Origin of the sequence: Ectobacillus panaciterrae DSM 19096 (assembly GCF_000430785.1) — a bacterium.
In the GTDB taxonomy this organism is placed as follows: domain Bacteria; phylum Bacillota; class Bacilli; order Bacillales; family Bacillaceae_G; genus Ectobacillus; species Ectobacillus panaciterrae.
Window position 1 is genome coordinate 24,402 of sequence record NZ_AUMR01000047.1, and the last position, 22,920, is coordinate 47,321.

Consider the following 22,920-nt stretch of genomic DNA (forward strand, 5'->3'; position numbering starts at 1 on the left):
TCCTCCTAATTACTTGTGCCGGCGGATGAAGTCCAACAGCTTTTCTGTCTCCCATGTGTTGATGACAGTATCTTTTTGAATCCATCCCTTTTTCGCTGCAGCCACGCCAATTTCAAGGTGCTCCAGCATATCCAGCGTATGCGCGTCTGTGTTAATAGCAATTTTAACGCCCGCATCTTGCGCTTTTTTCAATAATTCCGCGCTTAAATCCAGGCGGTTCGGATTTGCATTCAATTCAAGCACTGTATCTGTTTCCTTCGCAAGCTGAATAAGCATATCCGTATCCACGTCATATCCTTCCCGTCTGCCGATCAGACGCCCGGTCGGATGTGCAATCATTGTAACATGCTGATTCTCAATTGCCGCACGGAGGCGCTTCATAATCGTCTCCCGGTCTTGTGAAAAACTGGAGTGAATGGCACCAATGACAAAATCGAGCCCTTGCAGCACATCGTCATCAAAATCCAGCGTTGCGTCCGGCAGGATATCCATTTCAATACCGCGTAAAATCGTGATATCCGGGTACTTTTCATTTATACGGCGAATCTCTTCTCCTTGCTGAAGCAGACGCTCCTTCGTTAAACCGTTTGCTACCTTTAAATATTGCGAGTGGTCTGTGATGGCCAAGTATTGATAGCCGCGCGCACGGCAAGCCTGCACCATTTCTTCAATAGAAAAGGCGCCGTCGCTCCATGTTGTATGCATATGTAAATCGCCTTTGATATCCTTCATATCGACCAAATTGCTGCAGTTCTGAATGAGTTCAATTTCCTTCCCGTCTTCACGAACTTCTGGCGGAATAAACGGCAAGCCAAAATGAGAAAAAAATTCTTCTTCGGATGTAAACGTCAATACCTCACCAGTCTCCAAATTTTCTACGCCGTATTCACTAATCTTTTCATTTTGCGCTTTCGCGATTTGCCGCATTCTTACATTATGGTCCTTTGAACCCGTAAAATGGTGCAATGTCGTAATATATTCCTCCGGCTTTACTAAGCGAAAATCAACTGAAATATCATATTCGTATTGAAGGCGAAGTGATACCTTCGTGTCGCCGCTTGCGATTACTTCCGCAATATCCTCAAACTTCAACAGATGCTCCCGCATAGCAGCCGGGTGATTTGTCGCAATAATGAAATCCAAATCCTTCACGGTTTCACGCACTCGGCGCAAGCTGCCGGCACGGGAAAAGCGCTCTGCCTCCGGAATTACCGAAAGCTTTCGCTCTATTTCCTCGGCAATAGGGAGCACAGCAGCAATTGGAAGGCGCTCCGGCCGCGTACCGAATTGGGCGATAGCATCCAGAATTTTTTCTTCCGTTTTCTTGCCAAATCCAGCAAGCTCCTGCACACGATTCTCTTCACACGCTTGCTTTAATGTCGTTAAATCCATAACACCGATCTCTTTATACAGCTTCGCCAGCTTTTTTCCGCCAAGCCCCGGGAGCTTCAAAAGCGGAATCAAACCGCTTGGCACTTCCTTCTCCAGCTCCTCAAGGGCGGCAGATTTTCCGGTCTCTATATACTCTATAATAACCGTTGCCGTTCCTTTGCCAATCCCGCTGATTTTCGTGAAATCTTCAATCTCTGCAAGACTGCGGTCATCACTTTCTAAGGCAGCGGCAGCTTTGCGGAAGGCAGAGATTTTAAACGGATTTTCACCTTTTAGTTCCATATATAATGCGATAGTTTCTAACAGTTTTATAACCTGCTTTTTATTCATACTCATGTTTCCCCCGCCTTTCTATCATTCTCTCCTTGTCGGTGTCTATATATGAGTGAATTATAATTTCGACATTTCTATGTGCTATGTACAACCAAAAGGAGTATTGTATGCTTCTTCTCTCTGGTTTACCCTTGCATGAATCACTACGAAGGTTTGACCGCCCCTGCACGTCGCCGGATGATCTCTCCCCACTATAAAAAGATGGTTTTTTTATTCACTTGTATATAGCTCCGCTTTTCTTGTATAGAAAAAACTTCTCTTTGTATAAAGAGAAGTCATACTCTGTCGCCGTGCACCCATAACTCTTTTACTTTATCAGAGAGCACTGGTGTGTCGTCCACGATTACTTTACACAGCACAGACTGCCCTATGGAAGTTTGTACTTGTTGAACCGGCAGCAACGTACCGATTAAAATCAACACAAACAACACGATATATGTTTCTACAAATCCAAGAAATGCCCCGCCTACAGCATTCACTTGCTTTAATACCGGAATTTGCGCAAACATGTTTAAAAGATGCCCCAGTAAGGAGAACGCGATTTTCGTTATGAAAAACAAAATAACAAAGGCAATTGCCCGGTAAAATACATCTTCAACACTGCCTGTGTTCAGCCAGGCCGGAGCTTGCTGTGCTGTCGCGTGAAGCGGATACGGAATAATGGATTTTAAAGAAGGCGCCAACTTATCGCAATACAGATACGCTACAAAATAAGCTGCGATAAAACTTACTAAACGTACTGCTTGCAAAATGAGCCCCCGTTTCAAGCCGATAATAAATCCCATAAGAAGCAATGCTATGATGATTAAATCGATCATAATTCACCCATTCCTTTTTACTCGTTCTTTCAATCGTTCATTTTCTTCTTTTAATTTTATGTAATCATGCACAACATTTACTGCCGTGAGCACTGCCAGTCTACTTATGTCAAGAGAAGGATTCTTGGCGTTTATTTCACGCATTTTGTCATCGACGATGGCTGCGACCATACGGATATGACTTGTGCTCTCATCTCCAACAACAGAATATTGCTGGCCGTAGATTTCCACATTAATTTTAGTACGATTTGGGTTTTGCTGTGACAACTCACTGTCCTCCAATCAACATACAGAATCCTAAATTCTATCATAACATGAATTGGCGGCAGATGGAAATAGAAATGGAACCTTGTGATGAAGAAACATAAGGCTTTTATTGCACTCTTAGCAGACTATATAAAACGAACTACATGTTTTTAAAATGCATTGCGAGATTGTATAGAATATATAAATCCCTCTTAATTTTCCGACATGTCCATGTGCTATGTGCAACCAAAAGGGAGTATGGCATGCTTCTTCTCTCTGGTTTACCCTTGCATGAACCACTACAAAGGTTTGACCGCTTCTTCACATCGCCGGATGATCTCTCCCCACTATAAAAAGACGGTTTTTTATTCACTTATATATATTTATTGACAATATGCCCACACTCTCTTCCTTATAAACCACAAATATAACATTCTGTTTCTTTACCATCTTCCGTTCCTTTTCTATGGATTCTTTCTTTGTCGAGTATTCTTTTATTTAATCATATCACTCCCTTGTTACCTTTTCATAACAGCAATGTGCAATATTATGACAAGATGCATACAACTTCAAGGCAAAAAAAGAAGCTCCTCCTATAGGAGAAACTTCTTTTTGTTTTATTACTTACGCAATTCTGCACCAAACTTCGCTTCTACCGCTTCAAGCACACGATTGTGCGCTTCTGTTACTTCTTCATCCGTTAACGTGCGTTCCGGATCGAAGTAGCGTAAGGAGAAAGCAAGTGATTTTTTGCCCGGCTCCATTTTGTCACCTTCATATAAATCGAACAGCATTACTTCTTTCAATAATTCTCCGCCTGCTTCTACAATTGCACTGCGAACGTCGCCGGCAAGAACCGATGTTTCTACGACAAGTGCCATATCGCGCGTCATGGATGGGAAGCGCGGCATGCTTTCATAGCGGATCTCTGGAACATCCGCTTGGAACAATGCTGCAAGGGAAAGTTCAAACACGTATGTTTCTTTAATATCCAGCTGCTTTTGCATTTCCGGATGAATTTGGCCGATAAAGCCGATTTCTTCTCCTTCAAGCTCAATTACTGCCGTGCGGCCCGGATGCATACCTTCACGCTTTGCTGCTTTATAAGAAATGCAGTCAAGAACGCCGAGCATTTCAAATAATCCCTCTAACACACCTTTTGCTACATAGAAATCAACAGCTTTTTTCTCGCCTTGCCATGCATGATGAAGATGGAGACCTGTTAATACGCCTGCAAGATGCTGCTCTTCCTTCGGCAATTCATCTGCACCTGAAGGAAGGAAGACAGCTCCGATTTCATATAGTGCCACACTGTCGATTTTACGTGCGTTATTGTAAGCAACCGCTTCTAACAAATGAGGCAGCAAGCTCAGCCGAAGCTGGCTGCGGTCTTCACTCATCGGCAATGCGAGACGAACCGGATTTGCCGCTGTTTCTTTAATTGCATATTGCTTCGCTTTATCAGCGCTTGTTAACGCGTACGTGATTGCTTCATACAGACCCGCACCTTCTAAGAAGCGGCGTACTTTGCGGCGTTTTAATTGGTTGGCAGTCAGCTTGCCGCGCGTTGTTTCTGCTACTGGAAGCGTTGCAGGAATATGATCGTAACCGTATAGACGGCCCACTTCTTCCACTAGGTCTTCCGCGATTGTAATATCTGGTCTTCTTGGCGGAACGTTGACATGGAATGTTCCCCCGGCTTCTGTGAACGGGAACTTCAAGTTTGTGAAAATTGCCCCCACTTCTTGTGCTGTAACAGCTGTTCCCAATACGTTGTTGATTTTTTCTACTGTAACGGAAACCGTATTTTCCGCAAGGTTTAAACGATCTGCTTCTACTGCGCCTTCAAGCGCTTCACCGCCTGCGTATTTTGCCATTAAAGCTGCGGCGTGCTGCGCTGCTTCGAATGTGCGGGTTGGATCAATTCCTTTTTCAAAACGTGCACTGGATTCGCTGCGAAGCCCTAAATCTTTAGAGGCTTTGCGAACGGTTGCTCCTGTGAAATAAGCGGATTCGATTAACACGTTGATTGTTCTTTCATCTACCTCTGAATTTGCGCCGCCCATTACACCAGCTGCTGCGACTGCCTTTGTTCCGTTCGTAATGACAAGATGATCTGCCTTTAGCGTACGTTCCGTGCCGTCCAGCGTTTCAATTGTTTCGCCTTCAGAAGCAAAGCGGACTACGATTTCTTTGGAGTCTAATTTATCATAATCAAACGCATGAAGCGGCTGACCGTATTCCATCAGAATGTAGTTTGTAATATCGACTACATTGTTAATAGGACGTACACCTGCTGCCATAAGGCGCGTTTGCATCCAAATTGGAGAAGGACCGATTTTCACGTTCTTGACCATTTTTGCAATATAAAGCGGATTTTGCTCCGGTGCTTCTACCGTAACGCGAATATAATCGGATGTTTTTTCACTTATTTCATTTAATTCCGCTTTCGGAAGCTTTACTTCACGACCTAGAATAGCTGCTACTTCGTACGCTACGCCCAGCATATTCAGGCAGTCTGCACGGTTTGGCGTTAAGCCGAGCTCTAATACTTCATCATTCAAGTTTAGGATTTCAATTGCGTCTGCTCCGACTTCCGCATCGCTTGGGAATACAAAAATCCCTTCCGCATATTCCTTTGGCACCATCTTGGAATCCATGCCAAGCTCTTGCAAGGAGCAAATCATGCCTTGTGATACTTCACCGCGAAGCTTTGCCTTTTTAATTTTCAAACCGCCTGGCAGTCTTGCTCCGACTTTCGCAACGGCAACCTTTTGTCCTTGCGCCACGTTCGGTGCACCGCAAATGATTTGTACCGGCTCTTCTTCTCCGATATCTACTAAGCATTTGCTGAGCTTATCCGCTTCCGGGTGCTTTTCCCGCTCCATAACGTAGCCGACAACTACGTTGCTGATGCCTTTGTTTAATACTTCAACACCTTCTACCTCAATACCGCTTTTTGTAATTTTATCCGCAAGCTCAGATGCCGTTACGCCATCTAAGTCCACATACTCTTGCAGCCAACGATAAGATACGAACATGTTTTTTCTCCCTCCTTAAGCCCGTTTGAATTGTTTTAAGAAACGAACATCGTTTGTATAGAAATGACGAATGTCATCAATGCCGTATTTTAGCATCGCGATACGCTCTGGTCCCATGCCGAATGCAAATCCTTGATATTCAGCCGGGTCGTATCCCGCCATGCGCAATACGTTCGGATGAACCATGCCTGCACCCAGAATTTCAATCCAGCCTGTTCCTTTACAAGTACCGCAACCTTTGCCGCCGCACATCATACAGGAAATATCCATTTCAACAGAAGGTTCTGTGAACGGGAAGAAGCTTGGGCGAAGACGGATTTCGCGCTCTTCACCAAACATTTTTTTCGCGAACGTTTGCAATGTGCCTTTTAAATCGCTCATGCGAATGTTCTTATCGATGACAAGACCTTCGATTTGCATGAACTGGTGAGAATGCGTCGCATCGTCATCATCGCGGCGGTATACTTTACCAGGGCAAATGATTTTGATCGGTCCTTTTCCTTCATGCTTTTCCATCGTTCTTGCCTGCACCGGGGAGGTATGCGTACGAAGCAAAATTTCTTCTGTAATATAGAAAGAATCCTGCATATCGCGAGCTGGGTGTCCCTTTGGCAGGTTCAGCGCTTCAAAGTTATAATAGTCCTGTTCTACCTCTGGACCTTCCGCAATCTCATAGCCCATTCCGATGAATAGATCCTCGATTTCTTCGATGACTGCTGTTAACGGATGATGAGACCCTGCGTTTACAGGACGGCCCGGCAATGTTACATCGATTGTTTCAGAAGCCAATTGCTTTTCAATCGCTTCTTTTTCCAAAGCTTCTACTTTTTCGTCCAAACGCTTTTGGATTGCCTCGCGCACTTCGTTGACTAATGCTCCCATACGCGGACGCTCTTCTTGGGACAGCTTGCCCATGCCGCGAAGTACTTCTGTAATCGGTCCTTTTTTCCCTAAGTATGCTATGCGAACATCATTTAACTCTTTTAGCTCGCCAGCCGTTTCAATTTTACCGAGCGCTTCTTCCTGCAGCTCTTTTAAACGTGCTTCCATGAAAAAACCTCCTATTTTATACTTTCTTACAAAATAAAAAAACCTCATCCCTGGCAAAGGGACGAGGTTTGATCGCGGTACCACCCTAATTAACAGCACAAGGCTGTTCACTTCATTGTCATAACGGCTAAACCGGCACGCCTTTATATGTGTGCAGCACACATGGTCCCGGCGCCAACTCCGGAGGTGAATTCACTTGCTTCTGCCATAAAAATGCTTGCAGTCTTCGGCATTTTCTCCCTGCATGGCGAGCGGCGAGCTACTTTTCTCCATCATCGTTTTTGTACTATTTAACTTTTTACTATTATAGAAAGTTTTTTGTTAATTGGCAACCGGACTTTGTAAATAATACATCAAAATTCCTGCCGCGACTGCTACGTTGAGCGATTCGGCTTGTCCGTAAATCGGAATATATAAGTTCTGATCACAAAGCTCCAATAGGTCCTTGCGAACACCATTTCCTTCGTTGCCGACAATTAAAGCAAAGCTCCCAGCCGGATTTACGTGCGGATAGGGTACAGCCTGCTGTAAAGCCGTTCCGTATACTGGAACGCTTTCTTGTTTCATATTTGCAACCCATTCCTCCAGCTGCCCTTTTATAATTGGAAGGTGGAAAATGGAACCTTGCGTGGAGCGAAGCACCTTGCTGTTGTATACATCTACAGTGCCTTCTCCGATAATAACAGCGTCCAATCCAGCCGCATCAGCAGTACGGATAATCGTTCCTAAATTACCCGGGTCTTGAATGCCGTCAAGGAGAAGAAACTTTCCATTTGACAATTGTATGTGCTGCTCATGCTTTTCGCAGACGGCAAGAATGCCCTGCGGTGTTTCCGTTTCACTTAACGTCTTCATAATTGCCTCAGATACAATATACAATTCGGCGCTTCCTACGTCCCATTTTACAGGCAAATCCGTATTTTCGCTTATAATAAGCTCTCGCACCGTATCCTGAGCTCGTAATGCTTCCTCTGCAAGATGAAAGCCTTCCACTAAAAATAACCCCGATTTATCGCGCTCTTTTTTCGTCTGCAGCTTCTTCCACTGCTTCACGCGCGGATTTTGAAGCGAATCAATTTTTTTCATGCTTTTCCCTCTCTTTACACCTTCTCATTATAGCCTATTTCAAATACATAATTACACTAAAAACATCAAAAACTAATCCTATACTTTGAAAAGAGGTGTCCAGCATGAACTTTAATTTACGCGGAGCAGTTATCGCAAATGTATCAGGAAATTCTCAGCAAGAACTTGAGGCTACCATTGTAGATGCAATTCAAAGCGGTGAAGAAAAGATGCTTCCCGGCCTCGGCGTATTATTCGAGGTGATTTGGGAGCACGCTGATTCTGCCGAGAAAAAAGAGATGTTAACAACACTGGAAAATGGTTTAAAAAATCACTGAATACACGAAAAAGGCTCTGCTGGATCAAGCAGAGCTTTTTTCATCTGCCATTATTTGACTAACTCAGCAAAGAAGAGGAGGAATGCTCTGCATCCCTCCTCTTTTGTATTTCTTTACTCAAATGTGATTTGATTTACTGTATTGGCATCTAAACGTTTAATAACTTCTACAATTAATTTTACTGCATGTTCATAATCGTCACGATGCAGCATCGCAGCGTGAGAATGAATATAACGTGTTGCGATTGTAATGGATAGTGCCGGCACGCCGTTCATGGATACGTGGATGGCGCCAGCATCTGTTCCGCCGCCGGCAATTGAGTCATACTGATACGGAATGCTTAGTTCATCCGCTACCTCTACAACAAAATCACGCAATCCTTTATGAGATACAGTAGAAGCATCATATAAAATGATTTGCGGTCCGCGTCCCATCTTGCTTTGCGCTTCCTTCTCAGATATACCCGGAGTATCGCCAGCGATGCCTACATCTACCGCAAATGCGATATCAGGCTGGATATAGTTTGCGGAAGTTTTCGCTCCGCGCAGTCCTACCTCTTCTTGTACAGTTCCGACACCATATACAATGTTCGGATGTTTTGCATCTTTCAATTGCTTTAATACATCGATTGCAATGGCACAGCCTATACGATTGTCCCACGCTTTGGCTAACAGCATCTTTTCGTTTTTCATTACTTGAAACTCGAAGTACGGGACAACTTGGTCTCCCGGACGAATGCCCCATTCCATTGCTTCTTCTTTGCTTGAAGCGCCGATATCAATAAACATATCTTTAATATCAACAGGCTTTTTGCGCGCTTCTGCAGGCAGGATGTGCGGGGGCTTAGAACCGATGACGCCTGTAATATCCCCATTTTTCGTTACAATTGTTACGCGCTGTGCCAGCATCACTTGCGACCACCAGCCGCCCACTGTTTGAAAACGAAGAAATCCTTTATCATCAATTTGCGTAATCATGAAGCCGACTTCATCCAAGTGTCCGGCTACCATAATTTTCGGTCCACTGCCATCGCCCACTTTTTTTGCAACTAAACTTCCAAGGTTATCTGTTGTGACTTCATCTGCATAGGGAGCTATGTATGTTTTCATTACTTCGCGAGGCTCGCGTTCATTTCCGGCAATTCCTTTTGCATCTGTTAACGCCTTTAGCATTTTCAGCGTATCGTCCAGCTTTGTCATTGTCCAAACCCCTCCTTGAATATAGTATCTTTTTCATTATACAAGAGGGGAGACAATGTTCAAAATACACTTTAATATCCTTGCGTTTGACGCTCGTGATTCACTTCATTTTTTGATAAATACGCTTTTTCAATTTCCTCTTGCGTAAAATCGAGAGCTTGTCCCAAAAGAAGATAGCTTGTAAACAATTCGATGTAATTTGTAATGGAAGGCTGATCATGGAATCGAATCACTTTGCTGTATACGTCCAAGAAAATTTGCACAACTGTTTTATTTGGCTCTGCGCATTTATAGAATAAGAAATTTTTATCCACGCCTAAATCAATACCGATAGACAAGATGAAGTGAAGTCCGTCTACATACTCCTCCAAAATGACTTCACGTTCAGAAGCAGGCTTATTGCTCCAATATTTAAAACAGCGCGTTTCATTTGCAAGCTCGCCCACTTCTACAAGAAGCGCCAGCATTTTTTCTTTTAACAATTTTTTCGACTCAAGATTATGCTCTTCTAAAATCCGTTCATCCAACTCTTTTTGCAGCTTAAATAAATGCAATAAATCCATTTATATTTCCTCCTCAGCTTTTCATGTCCATTATAACAGCGGCCTTGATGAGATGCCGATTCTTTTTTTGTATACTTAAATATTGTATATGCAGAAACGAAAAAAACAAACAAAAAAACCGGAGGAAAATTCCTCCGGCTTTCCCGTTTACTTTTTAAAAATGCCAAACGGCTTACCGACAGGCAATACCACACGGCCAAAATGCGTGTTTAATACAGCTGCGGCAGAAGCATAAAAAGATACTAATGAAATGAGAAGCTCAGAAAACGCAGCTAAATCATGCATCATTTCCGGCATAACACCCAATGTGCTGAACGATAAACCAATAAACAAGAAATCAATAAGAACGAAAATAGAGAACAGCACTTTATGTGTTTCCATTGCACCGACTGTCATAAATAGGCTGAAGATTAAATAGCCGACAAACGCCATGCCAAGCTGCTTCGGATCTGCTGCTCCCGCCAGCGCCTTGCCGAATGCGCCAAGCTGAATGAGCCATGACATGCCGACACCGAACCAGAACAAGCCGAATGCACCGAATGCCGTCATGCCGAACACATTGTTATGCTTCGCGTCTTGAATGCTGGCAAACAGCTGCGCAACACCCCCTAAAAAAATGGCCCATGGCAAAATAAAAGATACTCCTTCTGTTAAACCGAGCTTTTGTGAAGACGCCACAAGCGTCACGATTGCAAGTCCGAATAAGCCGATAGCAGACGGATCTGCCGTTTGAATTTTTACTTGCTGTACAGGTTGTTGATTCATGATGTTCCTCCTTGTTTTTTTTACACATACCAGAAAAAGATACATAATTCGACAAGAAGTGTCAATATTCATTTCAAATTGAAAGCGCAATCTTCATATGTTTTTAATATACAATTTCTAACAGGACAAGCATTGCTGCGAAATTTTATACTTTCCTGCTCAAAAATAAAAAGCCTTAGAAGACTCGGTCTTCTAAGGCTTTACTGTTATTATTTATTTAAGCTGCCTTTTGCAGCAGTTGCTAATTCAGCAAATGCGTTTGCATCAGTTACAGCAAGGTCTGCAAGCATCTTGCGGTTCACTTCGATACCAGCAAGCTTTAAACCGTGCATTAAACGGCTGTAAGAAAGACCGTTCATACGAGCTGCTGCGTTGATACGAGTGATCCAAAGTTTACGGAAGTCGCGTTTCTTTTGACGACGGTCACGGAACGCATACATTAAGGACTTCATTACTTGCTGGTTAGCAACTTTGTATAATGTATGTTTGGAACCGTAGAAACCTTTAGCTAATTTTAAAACCTTTTTACGACGTTTACGAGTAACTGTACCGCCTTTTACTCTTGGCATATTGTTTACCTCCTAGATAATCTATATTAAACCGTGATTTATTTGATGTTATCAAGCATTTGACGAATACGTTTGAAGTCGCCTGCACTTACTACGCCAGCTTTGCGAAGCTTACGTTTAGCTTTTGTAGATTTGTTAGCGAATAAGTGGCTTGTGTAAGCGTGAGAACGCTTAAGCTTACCAGATCCTGTTTTCTTGAAGCGCTTTGCAGCGCCACGGTGAGTTTTTTGTTTCGGCATGAAGGTTTCCTCCTCTATTTATTACTTATCGTTTTTAGGTGCTAAAACTAAGAACATGCTTCTGCCTTCCATTTTCGGAGAAGATTCCACTGTGCTCACTTCTTTGCAAGCTTCTGAGAAACGATCTAATACACGTTGTCCGATTTCTTTGTGCGTAATGGCACGGCCTTTAAAACGGATAGACGCTTTTACTTTATCGCCTTTCTCCAAAAACTTGATTGCGTTGCGAAGTTTTGTGTTAAAGTCATGTTCATCAATTGTCGGGCTCAAACGAACTTCTTTTAGAGTAATAATTTTTTGGTTCTTACGCATCTCTTTATCTTTCTTTTGCTGCTCAAAGCGGAACTTGCCGAAGTCCATAATGCGGCATACCGGCGGTTTCGCAGTTGGTGCAACCATTACAAGATCGAGATTCACATTTGCAGCTATTTCCAATGCTTCTTGACGAGATTTAATTCCGAGCTGATCACCGTTTGGTCCAACGAGACGTACCTCACGAGCACGAATTTGCTCGTTGATCATCATGTCCTTGCTAATAGTAAGCCACCTCCAAGGTTTTATGGGAATACGTTTGTGATGTGCCCCGAACACAATAAAAAGTGCGGGTGTACATAATACACCCGCACTGCAACTGTTCACATTGGTTACATTTATCGTCAAACCTGGCAACTGCTTTATGCGTCCATCAGGTGAGAAGCGGGGTGCTCCTTCTTTTCACAAGTTCGTATTCAATTTATCCTTGAAAACTATATCATAGTTCATAATGATTTGTCAAGAAGACAAAACAATCAATTGACACAAAAAATATTTTAACAGACAATTCACGAGATGGCAATAGTTTTTTTATAAGAAAAAACATAGCACGTGTATCCCGTGCTATGTTCTTTTGAGGCGGGCATCGTGCTCACAAATATATGAGTGAATGATAATTTCGGCATTTCCATGTGCGATGTGCAAGCAAAAGGGAGTATGGTATGCTTCTTCTCTCTGGTTTCCCCTTGCATGAACCAAAGGTTTGACCGCTTCTGCACGCCGCCGGATGATCTCTCCCCACTATCAACGGTTTTTTTATTCACTTGTATATAGACATGCACCTTAACTTACACTTCCCCTTGAAAAAGAAGCTGCGGAAATCTCCGCAGCTTCCCGTTAGCGCTTTGCTTCTTTCGCAATCATATCCGCAAACGCCGCAAACGGCATTGTTTCGGATTTTTGCTCGCCGTATTTACGTACGTTTACGCCGTTTTCAGTTACCTCATTGTCACCAACCACAAGCATGTACGGAATCTTTTGCATTTGCGCTTCACGAATCTTATACCCGATTTTCTCATCGCGAGTATCTACTTCCGCACGCACTCCTGCCAGCTGAAGCTCTTCTTGTACCTTCTTCGCATAGTCTAAGTGCACTTGCGGAGAAACCGGAATCACTTGCACTTGTACAGGCGCCAGCCATGTCGGGAAGGCTCCCTTATATTCTTCAATTAAGAAGGCTACAAAGCGTTCCATTGTAGAAACAACACCGCGGTGAATAACAACCGGGCGGTGCGGCTTGCCGTCTTCACCGACATATGTTAAATCAAAGCGTTCCGGCAATAAGAAATCAAGCTGAACAGTGGAAAGTGTTTCATCTTTCCCAAGAGCTGTACGAACCTGCACATCAAGCTTCGGACCGTAGAATGCAGCTTCGCCTTCCGCTTCATAGTACGCAAGTCCCATGTCATCCATTGCTTCTTTTAACATACTTTGCGCTTTGTTCCACATTTCATCATCATCATAGTATTTCTCTTTATCTTCCGGATCACGGTAAGAAAGACGGAAGGAGTAATCTTCTAACCCAAAGTCTTTGTATACGTCCAGCACGAGACGTACAACGCGAATGAATTCTTCTTTAATTTGATCCGGGCGCACAAAAATGTGAGCATCATTCAAAGTCATGCCGCGTACGCGCTGTAAACCGGATAATGCGCCGGACATCTCATAACGATGCATTGTTCCAAGCTCGGCAATACGAATCGGCAGCTCGCGATAGCTGTGGATATCGTGTTTATATACCATCATATGGTGCGGACAGTTCATTGGGCGCAATACCAATTGCTCATTGTCCATCTCCATTGGAGGGAACATGCCGTCACGATAGTGATCCCAGTGACCGGAAGTTTTGTATAATTCCACGCTTCCCATAACCGGCGTGTACACGTGATCATAGCCTAGACTTACTTCTTTATCAACAATATAGCGTTCAATGATGCGGCGGATTGTCGCACCTTTTGGCAGCCAAAGCGGCAAGCCTTGTCCGACCTTCTGCGAGTTTGTGAACAGCTTCAGCTCTTTGCCGATCTTACGATGATCGCGCTCCTTTGCTTCCTGCAGCAAACGAAGATGCTCATCCAGCTCTTCCTTCTTCGTGAATGCAGTTCCGTAAATGCGCTGCAGCATTTTGTTGTCGCTGTCGCCGCGCCAGTATGCACCTGCTACGCTTAACAGTTTGAACGCTTTGATTTTGCCAGTAGACGGAAGGTGCACGCCGCGGCAAAGGTCAAAAAATTCACCTTGCTCGTAGATGGAAATTGTTTCGCCTTCCGGCAGCTCATTAATAAGCTCCAGCTTTAATTCATCGCCGATTTCTTCATAACGCGCAAGCGCTTCTTCACGGCTTACTTCTTTGCGCATAATCTCCAAGTTCTCCTTAGCGATGCGCTCCATTTCCTTCTCGATTTTCGGAAGGTCTTCTACAGTAATGGATTCCGGCATGTCAATGTCATAGTAAAAGCCTTTTTCAATTACAGGCCCAATCCCCAGCTTTACATCTTTATATAACCTTTTCAGTGCTTGTGCAAGCAAATGGGCTGTAGAGTGACGAAGAATTTCCACGCCGTCTTGTGAATCTAAAGTGATAATGGAGATGGCCCCATCCTGTTGAATCGGTGTTTTTAAATCCAAGAGTACATCGTTCAGCTTCCCAGCAATAGCCTTTTTCTTAAGACCCGGACTGATGGAAGCAGCGATATCTTCTGTTGTCGTTCCCGCCGCAAACTCCTTTACAGCTCCATCAGGGAAAGTCATTTTTACTACTTCTGCCATGTGTCTCACTCCTTTAATAAAATAAAAAACACCCGTACCCAAAAAAGGGACGAGTGTTGTATTCGTGGTTCCACCCTTGTTTCAAAGGACAGATGTCCTTTGCTCAAGATGTCATAACGGTGCGTGCCGTCAGCAATTACTATGAATTCACTGCTGAAGTTCAGAGGCGGTAAACAGCTTTTTCGTATTAGGAAGTTCACAGCCAAAGACTTCCCTCTCTGAGAATCGTAAAAAGAAGCTCATGTCCTCATCATAACTTATTCCTGTATTATGTACGTAATTATATGCTGAACATACGAGAAAATCAAGGGAGCATTCGCCTATTTTATAAATTCCCTCTTATTTTCTCAAATTCATTGACAGAATATAGTTTGACCCGCTCTTGAAATACGTTCTGAATCGTAACGACCATATTGTGATCCGCATGTGCTGTATACAGATGAATCGTCTTTGGAGCAATGGATACAAGCGGTGCAATTACATTTGCATCTACGTATATTTCCTTGTTGTGGATTATCTTCTCATCTATATACTGAACAAGTTTATCTTGATTTAAACGCGAGCCCTTTTCATCATAAAAAATAAAGCTTTCATGAAATACAAGATGCAGACACGATAAACGCGATTTCCGTATGCTTACCTGCTGTCTCAGCATTTCAATAAATGTTTGATATTCCTGCTCCAATTTATATTCGTCAATCGCGAGTTCCGCCCACCGGCTCAAATAAGAAAGATACTCTCGCAGCCGGAAACGAACGTATGATTCGAAGGAGAACGATGTCGGAGCTTGCAATACGTCCTGCAGCGATTCATACAAAAGCTGCTCCCTGGATTTCTCCAGTCCTTTACGGGGCACCCCTTTCCGGCTTCCATCCAAAATCGCATGAGCGATATGTAAAATTTGATTTTGCTCTTCCGCATCTCGATAGTAAAATACTTGTTCTAATATAGCGTTCATCCATTTTTTTTCTTTCACCTTCAAAATGAATTGAACAAGATTTTGAACCAATCGTTCTTCCACATCACGCGCATGTGTATCAGGCATGCATACAATCACGGTTCGCTCCTCGAGAAGGATGCTCTCTTTATACATCTGTTTCGCCTCATGGAATAGCTGCTCGTACAATATTTTCGCATCGTACTCTTCGTCAAAGTGGATTTCGATCAATTTTGTCCCCCCTTTAAGGTGCTTCTCATCTGTTCTTATGTATATTAGAAAACTGTCCAAAAAATGATAAGGGGGACCTGTACCTGTAAAAGAAATGTAACAAAAACATAAGGAGAATGGGGCATCTCCCCCATTCTCCTTATAACCGACGATTTCCGCCCAGCACTTCGACCGGCTTCGCCAAATATTTAATGCGCTCCATAATACGCGCTGCCTTCATTTTTTCTTCTTCGCCCCGCTGTGTATACGTGAGGTGATGTTCTAATCCCTTAAAATCGAAGTTAGATGTGAAGAAGGTAGGCAAATTTTCAAGCATGCGGAACTGCAGGATTGTGCCTAAAATGTCGTCCCGCACAAAGCTGGACATCGCTTCAGCTCCTATATCGTCCATCATGAGAACGGGTACACGCTTTACGGCATCAATCTTATCATGAAGTGTATTGTCTTGAATCGAGCTTTTTAATTCCCGTAAAAATTCCGGCAAATATACAATCATAGATGCGATCTGCCTTTCAGCCAAAGCATTGGCAACAGCTCCTAAGATATACGTTTTGCCTACTCCAAACGCTCCATATAAATAGAGGCCCTGTACACGCTTGCCGGGTTCGTATTCATCCAAAAACTGCTTAGCCGCCAAAATGGCATTAAAGCGCTGTGGATCCCCCAAATCTACTGATGCCATGCTAGCTTCCAAGATATCTTTTGGCATATATACACTTTGAATGAGCGACTCCTGCTTTTTCCGTTCATCATGGGTCACTTTTCGGGGACAGCGCTCATACTGAATATCAATCATTTTTCCCTGTATGATGAGGTGCGGGTGATAGCCTTGAATCATATTTTTGCAGCCTTCTAAGCTCGGACATTCTTTGCACGCAACGCTTTGTCCTATGTACTCATACAGCTTAATTAAACTGCGCTCTACCATGGACGTTGTCACTTCTTCGTGTTCTTCTATAAATTGCTGTATATGCGGGTGAGAAATTACTTCTTCTTTAAGCGATTCGTATCTTTCTTTAAAGCCTTCTTTTTGAATAAGTTTTCCAAATGCATTTTGGATAGGTTCCATTCTTTCACCTCTAAAACGCTGTTACTCTTTTTTGTATTGTTTTAACGCCTCTTCTAATTGTTTTCTTTGCTCTTCGACATTTGCCTCAGCTTGCTGTTCCTTTTCTGCAGAAATTTGCTGCTGTTCAAGCCAATCTGGAAGCATTTCTTTACGAGTTGAGCGTCTGTTTTGTTTTTTGCCTTCTGCCCATTGCTGATATTGCCGATGCTCTTCCTTAGCGAGCGCCATAGCTTCTGTGACTGTTGTAATTTTTTTGCGGGCCCAATGACCGGCAATTCGCTCTACATAGGATTTGGCAAGCTTCATATCTGTTCTTAGCATAACATAATAAATCAGCACATTCACAACGCCCGGCAGCAGCTTCTGCTTCATCATAACTTCTTCTATCACTTTTAAGTCTGCTGCAGTCGGTTCTGCTCCTCCAGAAATCTCTATGAGCAGCTGCCGCGGCGACAGTTCTTCCAGCTGCTTAATTAATAACTCTTCTTGACTGGCTGGTTCTTTCGTCTGCATTGTGCGTGCGTTCAGCGGCTGTGTTCGTTCAATAAGCACCGGCAGGTTTTGTCCATGTTCAAAACGATACCAATCGCGTGCGTTCTTTCGAAGTGCTTCCATATCAATGGTATTTTGATCCGTAACGGCGCCTAAAATAATATTTTGCATCACCAGCGGAGCAATGCCATACACATAAGCCAGTGTAATAATGCATTCCTTTATTTGTGAAGTAATCGCCTTTTTCGGTACAAGAGAAGACAAACCCTCTATGAATAAGCCAAAATCAAAAAATTCGTTGTATATCTTGGAAGAGCTTCCTTTTGCGCGCTCCGGCGCTTTATAGCTCTCGGGCATTGCGACTTCTTCCTGAAGCTGAGCCATCTGGTCGGTTGTCATAGATTGAAACACATCGTTAAAGGAGTGCGTAACCTCTCTGTACAATGATAAATCATGCACTTGTTCAAGGAAGTATTGCTTGACTTGATTGTATTTATTTTTCCCGAGACGATTATATAAGAAAATATTAAGTACAATTTCATCAAAAAATTGCTTCGGTGAAAGAGGAGGCTGCAGCTCATATACAAATTTCCGTATGTCTTCTTCTTTTTTCATATATACTTTAAGCAGCCCAATCGCTTCAAGTTTTAAACGCTCTTGATATATATCAGGCAGCTGCATGGACATATTAACCATTAATACGTGATGGCCGTTTTCTTGTCCGCTGAGACTGTTTTGTTCAAGCTCACTCCATAAGGTCATATACAGACTGAAAGCCCCCGCGCCTATCAGCGGCTGATAGAGCATCGTCAGTACTTTCCGGTCATACTCATGCAACAGACCGGCTGCGCATACTTTATAACGATCTATAGGCAGCAAATCCATCCACGATTTTCTTTCCATGCCTGCAAGTCCTTTCTCATCAAGGTAGAGGAAAACATCCTCATTGTACAAAAAAGAGCCGACAGCCTTCGCTTCAAGCTCTTTTTTATTTTCTTCCCTTTTGTAAAATATCCTTAAGTTCATCAATGAATACATTTAAGTCTTTAAACTGACGGTATACGGAAGCAAAACGAACGTAAGCGACGTCATCAATGCAGCGCAATTGTTCCATCACCATTTCTCCGACCATTTCGCTTTTCACCTCTGATATGCCGAGATTGCGCAAATCACGCTCTATGCTCTGCGTCACTTCTTCAAGCTGTTTCAGAGATACAGGCCGCTTTTCACACGCCTTAATCAATCCCCGCAAAATCTTTTCCTTGCTGAATTCCTCGCGTGTGCCTTCTTTTTTTACAACGATGAGCGGCGTCTCCTCTACTCTTTCAAATGTAGTAAAGCGGTAAAAGCAGCTCTCGCATTCGCGTCGTCTGCGAATGGAACGACTATCGTCAACAGGACGAGAATCCAGTACTCTTGTGCCATTATGAAGACAGGCTGGACAACGCAATGCCATCACTCCCATTTTAGTCTTATGTTACAAAAAACAGTGTACGTATACAAGCTATAGCTTTTGGCCTAATCCCGTGCCGATGAACACAAGCCGCTTGTCCAGCATGTTGTACAGATCAATAATCAAACGCTTACTAAAGCCGAAATCAGTCGGCAGCACAGTTTCAGTAAATACCATGAAATCCACAGCTGTTTCAAACGGACGAATTGTCACAACCGTGACTACAAGAAGCGCCTTTGTCTTTCCAGTAAAAGCAGCGCTGATTTCTCCTCGTTCAGGGGAAACAGATGTAATGCGGCAGTCCTTTATGCCTTGCAGCATTTCCTCTGTCACTTTTAATGCATTTTGCGTATTTGTTTTATAGTAACGGCTTCTTAACTGTTCGTATTTATGAGTATCTGTTGTTTCTGCCTGCGTAGTAAAAAACTGCTTTACCTTCGCTATGATGCTCATATACAGGTCCTCCACTATCGCAAAAAATAAATGAAAAAGAGGTGTATAGCACACCTCTTTACATTTTAAAACAAATATCTTTTTTTTTAAAGAACTTTTGCTTCACGTTTTTTAATTTCAAAGCTTCCTGTACCGCGTGGGAGCTCAATGCTTTCTCTTGTCTTAGCATTTAATCCTTCTGCGATAAATTCAGCTGCAACATTCGGATCGATGCGGTCTCCGCAAGTATATACATCAATGCTCGCATAGCCGTGCTCCGGGAAGCTGTGGATTGTTAAATGAGACTCAGAAATGATAACAACCCCGCTAACTCCTTGCGGTGCAAATTTGTGGAATGCAACCTCGCGTACTTCAGCTCCAGCTTTTAGCGCAGCATCTACAAATAATTGTTCAATAAACGGCATGTCGTTCAATTTGTCAAAATCACAGCCCCATAATTCAGCGATAACATGGCGGCCCATAGTGTCCATAGTATGCATTTAATACTTCCCCCTTTAACGATATTTAACTGTTCGACTTAAACTAACCCGCAATCGATACGTTCAACTACCACGGGGGAAAGTTAGTCCAAAGAGGTCCTAACCCTTTAAGTAGTTACTTTATCCGCGCGTTTCGTTTACGAAAGTTAGTATACTTGGTTTGTTTTCATTTTGCAACATGTCTTTTCTATTTTTTTGCAAAATATTAAAGGATGATAGCAGCGACTCGTTTGTTAATTTTCCCATTGAAAAGTAACGAATATAACAAAACAAGAAACGCAGAACCGGCTAGTTTAGGCGCAGAACAAAAGGTTCTGCGCCTAAACTAGCCGGTGGATTCAATATAAAAAATATAAGCTGCCTAAATGCTCTCCTGTGCATTTAGGCAGTGTACATTAAATATGTTGCACGTTTTCTTGTTTAACAAAATGTTCCGCAACGATTCCTACAAGGTCTACAACACGGCGGGAATAGCCCCACTCGTTATCGTACCAAGCCAGAACCTTCACTTTGCGTGTGCCCATTACCATAGTAGACAAACCATCGATTATAGCGGAGTGTGTATTTGTGTTAAAATCCACAGATACAAGCGGCTCTTCGCAAAATTCAATGATGCCTTTCATGGACCCTTGAGATGCAGCAAAGAACGCATCGTTAATTTGCTCTACTGTTACATCGCGCTTTACGTCCACAACGAGATCAACAAGTGACACATTTGGAGTAGGAACGCGAAGCGCCATACCGTGAAGCTTGCCGGACAGGTGCGGAAGCACTTTTGCCAATGCTTTTGCAGCACCTGTTGTAGTAGGAATAATAGATTGTGCACAAGCGCGCGCTCTGCGTAAATCTTTATGCGGATTATCAAGATTCTTTTGGTCGTTCGTATATGCATGAACTGTTGTCATTAAACCGTTTTCAATGCCAAACTGCTCATCTAACACCTTCACTACAGGAGCAAGGCAGTTTGTTGTGCAAGAAGCATTGGAAATGACATCATGCTTTGAAAGATCCAATTGTTCATCGTTTACCCCAACTACAATTGTTATATCTTCATTTTTCCCCGGAGCTGTTAAAATTACTTTCTTTGCTCCCGCTTCTAAGTGGAGAATTGCTTTTTCCTTGGAGTTGAATTTCCCTGTTGCTTCAATCACAACATCTACACCCATTGTATCCCAAGGCAATTCCTGCGGATTGCGGTTGTTAAGAAGCTGGATCATTTTTCCGTCTACTAACAGATAATCTTCAAACGCTTCTACTGTTCCGTTAAATTTGCCGTGAACTGTATCGTATTTGATTAGGTGCGCCAAAGTCTCTGATGGATAGCTTGCATTAATCGCCACGATTTCGAATGCGCTTTCTTTCACTGCTTGACGAAATACCATTCTCCCAATACGTCCAAATCCGTTAATTGCCACACGAATCATATAAGTTAATCCTCCTTGATTGAGTTATACTATTTATCTCAGATTCTATTAATAGTATAGCACAAAATGAGGATAAATCACTAAACAATTTCATTAATTTTAAAAATTTCTTAGTTCACTACACCCCATTGTTCTAAAATGCATACCAATTGGGCTTTTGTCTCCTCAATTGTGCCATTATTATTTATCATTTTATTTGCTAATGCAATTTTATGAGCCAGCGGCATTTGCGAAGCTATGCGCGCCTTTGCTTCTTCTTCCGTTAATTCGTTGCGTTTTATAAGGCGTTCCAATTGTGTTTCATCATCTACATATACAAGCAACACCTTATCAACCAAAGATGTTAAGTTACTTTCAAATAAAAGCGGAATATCCAAAACTACAGCCTTTTCGCCTTTTTGTATGTAAGCATCCTTTTGTGCATTCATTTCAGCGCGAACTGCCGGATGAACGATGCTGTTTAATAACAAGCGTTTCTTTTCATCATTGAAAATAATGTTGCCGAGCTTTGGACGGTCAATCGTTCCATTTTCGTATAATACATTCGCCCCAAACTCTTCTACAATTCGATTGTATGCTTCTCTTCCCGGTTCTACCACTTCTCGTGCAATCACATCTGCATCGATAACCGGAATATGCAAATTACGAAACATAGCGGATACCGTGCTTTTTCCGCTTGCAATTCCTCCAGTAAGACCAATTACTACTGTCATATACATTCCTCCTTTTCTTTTATTATACTCTAACGCAAAAGACACAGAGCAAACCGCTCTGCGTCTTTTCTACATTTTCCATATACACAGCTTTCTGTACGTATATGACAAAACTATCCGATGTTATTCAAAATTCTTAGGCTGACAAACGGGACAATAATGGGTGCCCCGTCCGCCGACAACTGTTTTTTCAATAGGGGCCCCGCATGTTTCGCACGCTTCTCCTTTTCTGCCGTAAACAAATAAACTTTTCTGGAACGTCCCGATTTGGCCCTGCGAATTGATATACGTACGGATTGTGCTGCCGCCCTTTTCTACGGCTTCCATCAGCGTCAGTACAATCTCTTCCTGCAACTTTTCAATTTCCTCCAGAAGCAGAGATGATGCCTCTCGCTCTGGATGAATGTTTGAACGGTGCAGTACTTCATCTACATAAATGTTGCCAAGGCCGACAAGCACTCTCTGATCCAATAATACAACCTTCACTTTTCGATTCGTCTTTTGCAAATGCTTCTGCAGGTACGCTGCAGTTAATTCTTCAGAAAACGGCTCTGGTCCCAAATCAGCGAGCGGAAGCCGTTCTTTCTCTTCCCCTTTTTGGAACAAGTGCATCGTACCAAACTTGCGGACATCGTTATAGCGAAGCTCCGATCCGTCTGTAAAGCGGAACCGGACATGTGTATGCTTATCCACAGGATCTGCTGCTTCATGCAATCTATATTTCCCCTCCATGCGAAGGTGCGAAACAATTACATAATCAGTCACATAAATCAGCAGAAATTTTCCTCTTCGGTCAATCGATTCAATCGTTTCGCCTTGCAGCATGCTTCTAAACATCTCTGCATCATCCGGCTCTTTAATGAGCTTTGGATACGTAATGATAACATCCTCAATTTGTTTGCCCTTCACAAGCAATTCCAATGTTCTTCTAACCGTTTCTACCTCTGGCAATTCCGGCATTGTCTCACTT

The 22,920-nt window shown here is 42.9% G+C and carries 22 protein-coding genes, 1 pseudogene and 3 other annotated features; of the genes and pseudogenes, 1 reads left to right on the forward strand and 22 read right to left on the reverse strand.

Annotation, left to right across the window (positions count from 1 at the left end):
- Window positions 1-9: 9 nt before the first annotated feature.
- From polX to H540_RS0112310, 6 genes are all read right to left on the reverse strand, one after another.
- A complete protein-coding gene (gene polX, locus H540_RS0112285) occupies window positions 10-1,728 on the reverse strand; it encodes a DNA polymerase/3'-5' exonuclease PolX (RefSeq protein ID WP_028400915.1) in 1,719 nt (572 codons plus the stop codon).
- 272 nt (window positions 1,729-2,000) lie between these two features.
- The gene (locus H540_RS0112290) at window positions 2,001-2,543 is read right to left on the reverse strand and encodes a CvpA family protein (RefSeq protein WP_028400916.1); all 543 of its coding nucleotides are present in this window, start codon (window positions 2,541-2,543) and stop codon (window positions 2,001-2,003) included.
- A gap of 3 nt (window positions 2,544-2,546) precedes the next feature.
- Window positions 2,547-2,810, reverse strand: coding sequence for a cell division protein ZapA (zapA, locus tag H540_RS0112295; RefSeq protein ID WP_028400917.1), 264 nt, complete (start codon window positions 2,808-2,810; stop codon window positions 2,547-2,549).
- Window positions 2,811-3,409: 599 nt separating this feature from the next.
- On the reverse strand, window positions 3,410-5,830 hold the full coding sequence (gene pheT, locus H540_RS0112300; RefSeq protein WP_028400918.1) for a phenylalanine--tRNA ligase subunit beta: 2,421 nt from the start codon (window positions 5,828-5,830) through the stop codon (window positions 3,410-3,412).
- A gap of 15 nt (window positions 5,831-5,845) precedes the next feature.
- Window positions 5,846-6,880: a phenylalanine--tRNA ligase subunit alpha gene (gene pheS / locus H540_RS0112305; protein WP_028400919.1), complete on the reverse strand. Its 1,035-nt coding sequence runs from the start codon at window positions 6,878-6,880 to the stop codon at window positions 5,846-5,848.
- A 54-nt stretch (window positions 6,881-6,934) separates the two neighbouring features.
- Window positions 6,935-7,165, reverse strand: a binding site (T-box leader).
- A 36-nt stretch (window positions 7,166-7,201) separates the two neighbouring features.
- Window positions 7,202-7,966: a TrmH family RNA methyltransferase gene (locus H540_RS0112310; RefSeq protein ID WP_028400920.1), complete on the reverse strand. Its 765-nt coding sequence runs from the start codon at window positions 7,964-7,966 to the stop codon at window positions 7,202-7,204.
- 104 nt (window positions 7,967-8,070) lie between these two features.
- Here H540_RS0112310 and sspI point away from each other — a divergent pair, with 104 nt between their 5' ends.
- Window positions 8,071-8,283 carry a small acid-soluble spore protein SspI gene (gene sspI, locus H540_RS0112315; protein ID WP_028400921.1) on the forward strand — a complete coding sequence of 71 codons (213 nt, stop codon included), beginning with the start codon at window positions 8,071-8,073 and terminating at the stop codon, window positions 8,281-8,283.
- Between the two features lie 113 nt (window positions 8,284-8,396).
- Here the strand turns inward: sspI and H540_RS0112320 are convergent, their stop codons facing one another.
- From H540_RS0112320 to mutM, 16 genes and pseudogenes are all read right to left on the reverse strand, one after another.
- A complete protein-coding gene (locus tag H540_RS0112320; RefSeq protein ID WP_028400922.1) occupies window positions 8,397-9,482 on the reverse strand; it encodes a M42 family metallopeptidase in 1,086 nt (361 codons plus the stop codon).
- Between the two features lie 71 nt (window positions 9,483-9,553).
- A complete protein-coding gene (locus H540_RS0112325; RefSeq protein WP_028400923.1) occupies window positions 9,554-10,045 on the reverse strand; it encodes a dUTP diphosphatase in 492 nt (163 codons plus the stop codon).
- Window positions 10,046-10,192: 147 nt separating this feature from the next.
- Window positions 10,193-10,810, reverse strand: coding sequence for an acetate uptake transporter (locus H540_RS0112330; protein WP_028400924.1), 618 nt, complete (start codon window positions 10,808-10,810; stop codon window positions 10,193-10,195).
- A 209-nt stretch (window positions 10,811-11,019) separates the two neighbouring features.
- Complete coding sequence (gene rplT, locus H540_RS0112335) at window positions 11,020-11,379, reverse strand: 50S ribosomal protein L20 (protein WP_028400925.1); 360 nt, start codon at window positions 11,377-11,379, stop codon at window positions 11,020-11,022.
- Window positions 11,380-11,417: 38 nt separating this feature from the next.
- A complete protein-coding gene (gene rpmI, locus H540_RS0112340) occupies window positions 11,418-11,618 on the reverse strand; it encodes a 50S ribosomal protein L35 (protein WP_028400926.1) in 201 nt (66 codons plus the stop codon).
- A 21-nt stretch (window positions 11,619-11,639) separates the two neighbouring features.
- The gene (infC, locus tag H540_RS0112345) at window positions 11,640-12,143 is read right to left on the reverse strand and encodes a translation initiation factor IF-3 (RefSeq protein WP_155891014.1); all 504 of its coding nucleotides are present in this window, start codon (window positions 12,141-12,143) and stop codon (window positions 11,640-11,642) included.
- A 62-nt stretch (window positions 12,144-12,205) separates the two neighbouring features.
- Window positions 12,206-12,337 (reverse strand) — a sequence feature (ribosomal protein L20 leader region).
- 430 nt (window positions 12,338-12,767) lie between these two features.
- Window positions 12,768-14,699 carry a threonine--tRNA ligase gene (thrS, locus tag H540_RS0112350; RefSeq protein WP_028400928.1) on the reverse strand — a complete coding sequence of 644 codons (1,932 nt, stop codon included), beginning with the start codon at window positions 14,697-14,699 and terminating at the stop codon, window positions 12,768-12,770.
- 42 nt (window positions 14,700-14,741) lie between these two features.
- Window positions 14,742-14,962, reverse strand: a binding site (T-box leader).
- Between the two features lie 62 nt (window positions 14,963-15,024).
- A complete protein-coding gene (gene ytxC / locus H540_RS0112355; protein ID WP_028400929.1) occupies window positions 15,025-15,867 on the reverse strand; it encodes a putative sporulation protein YtxC in 843 nt (280 codons plus the stop codon).
- 139 nt (window positions 15,868-16,006) lie between these two features.
- Entirely contained in the window at window positions 16,007-16,936 is a 930-nt protein-coding gene (gene dnaI / locus H540_RS0112360; protein WP_028400930.1) for a primosomal protein DnaI, read from the reverse strand.
- 126 nt (window positions 16,937-17,062) lie between these two features.
- A pseudogene (locus H540_RS0112365) lies at window positions 17,063-18,331 on the reverse strand (replication initiation and membrane attachment family protein); the annotation flags it as partial.
- An 85-nt stretch (window positions 18,332-18,416) separates the two neighbouring features.
- Window positions 18,417-18,878, reverse strand: coding sequence for a transcriptional regulator NrdR (gene nrdR, locus H540_RS0112370; RefSeq protein WP_028400932.1), 462 nt, complete (start codon window positions 18,876-18,878; stop codon window positions 18,417-18,419).
- A gap of 54 nt (window positions 18,879-18,932) precedes the next feature.
- A complete protein-coding gene (locus H540_RS0112375) occupies window positions 18,933-19,334 on the reverse strand; it encodes a cytosolic protein (RefSeq protein ID WP_034670903.1) in 402 nt (133 codons plus the stop codon).
- Between the two features lie 86 nt (window positions 19,335-19,420).
- The gene (gene speD / locus H540_RS0112380) at window positions 19,421-19,804 is read right to left on the reverse strand and encodes an adenosylmethionine decarboxylase (RefSeq protein ID WP_211241894.1); all 384 of its coding nucleotides are present in this window, start codon (window positions 19,802-19,804) and stop codon (window positions 19,421-19,423) included.
- Window positions 19,805-20,208: 404 nt separating this feature from the next.
- Window positions 20,209-21,237: a glyceraldehyde-3-phosphate dehydrogenase gene (locus tag H540_RS0112385; protein WP_028400935.1), complete on the reverse strand. Its 1,029-nt coding sequence runs from the start codon at window positions 21,235-21,237 to the stop codon at window positions 20,209-20,211.
- A gap of 110 nt (window positions 21,238-21,347) precedes the next feature.
- Entirely contained in the window at window positions 21,348-21,950 is a 603-nt protein-coding gene (coaE, locus tag H540_RS0112390; protein ID WP_028400936.1) for a dephospho-CoA kinase, read from the reverse strand.
- 123 nt (window positions 21,951-22,073) lie between these two features.
- Window positions 22,074-22,910: a DNA-formamidopyrimidine glycosylase gene (mutM, locus tag H540_RS0112395; RefSeq protein ID WP_028400937.1), complete on the reverse strand. Its 837-nt coding sequence runs from the start codon at window positions 22,908-22,910 to the stop codon at window positions 22,074-22,076.
- Window positions 22,911-22,920 lie beyond the last annotated feature (10 nt).

Excerpts from the sequence above, each read along its gene's own strand:
- mutM (WP_028400937.1), bottom strand. The coding sequence starts at position 22,910 with ATGCCGGAATTGCCAGAGGTAGAAACGGTTAGAAGAACATTGGAATTG.
- rpmI (WP_028400926.1), bottom strand. The coding sequence starts at position 11,618 with ATGCCGAAACAAAAAACTCACCGTGGCGCTGCAAAGCGCTTCAAGAAA.
- sspI (WP_028400921.1), top strand. The coding sequence starts at position 8,071 with ATGAACTTTAATTTACGCGGAGCAGTTATCGCAAATGTATCAGGAAAT.
- dnaI (WP_028400930.1), bottom strand. The coding sequence starts at position 16,936 with ATGGAACCTATCCAAAATGCATTTGGAAAACTTATTCAAAAAGAAGGC.
- rplT (WP_028400925.1), bottom strand. The coding sequence starts at position 11,379 with ATGCCAAGAGTAAAAGGCGGTACAGTTACTCGTAAACGTCGTAAAAAG.
- pheT (WP_028400918.1), bottom strand. The coding sequence starts at position 5,830 with ATGTTCGTATCTTATCGTTGGCTGCAAGAGTATGTGGACTTAGATGGC.
- H540_RS0112330 (WP_028400924.1), bottom strand. The coding sequence starts at position 10,810 with ATGAATCAACAACCTGTACAGCAAGTAAAAATTCAAACGGCAGATCCG.
- speD (WP_211241894.1), bottom strand. The coding sequence starts at position 19,804 with ATGGACACTATGGGCCGCCATGTTATCGCTGAATTATGGGGCTGTGAT.
- H540_RS0112310 (WP_028400920.1), bottom strand. The coding sequence starts at position 7,966 with ATGAAAAAAATTGATTCGCTTCAAAATCCGCGCGTGAAGCAGTGGAAG.
- pheS (WP_028400919.1), bottom strand. The coding sequence starts at position 6,880 with ATGGAAGCACGTTTAAAAGAGCTGCAGGAAGAAGCGCTCGGTAAAATT.
- H540_RS0112375 (WP_034670903.1), bottom strand. The coding sequence starts at position 19,334 with ATGAGCATCATAGCGAAGGTAAAGCAGTTTTTTACTACGCAGGCAGAA.
- coaE (WP_028400936.1), bottom strand. The coding sequence starts at position 21,950 with ATGACAGTAGTAATTGGTCTTACTGGAGGAATTGCAAGCGGAAAAAGC.
- infC (WP_155891014.1), bottom strand. The coding sequence starts at position 12,143 with ATGATGATCAACGAGCAAATTCGTGCTCGTGAGGTACGTCTCGTTGGA.
- H540_RS0112320 (WP_028400922.1), bottom strand. The coding sequence starts at position 9,482 with ATGACAAAGCTGGACGATACGCTGAAAATGCTAAAGGCGTTAACAGAT.
- thrS (WP_028400928.1), bottom strand. The coding sequence starts at position 14,699 with ATGGCAGAAGTAGTAAAAATGACTTTCCCTGATGGAGCTGTAAAGGAG.
- H540_RS0112385 (WP_028400935.1), bottom strand. The coding sequence starts at position 21,237 with ATGATTCGTGTGGCAATTAACGGATTTGGACGTATTGGGAGAATGGTA.
- polX (WP_028400915.1), bottom strand. The coding sequence starts at position 1,728 with ATGAGTATGAATAAAAAGCAGGTTATAAAACTGTTAGAAACTATCGCA.
- H540_RS0112325 (WP_028400923.1), bottom strand. The coding sequence starts at position 10,045 with ATGGATTTATTGCATTTATTTAAGCTGCAAAAAGAGTTGGATGAACGG.
- H540_RS0112290 (WP_028400916.1), bottom strand. The coding sequence starts at position 2,543 with ATGATCGATTTAATCATCATAGCATTGCTTCTTATGGGATTTATTATC.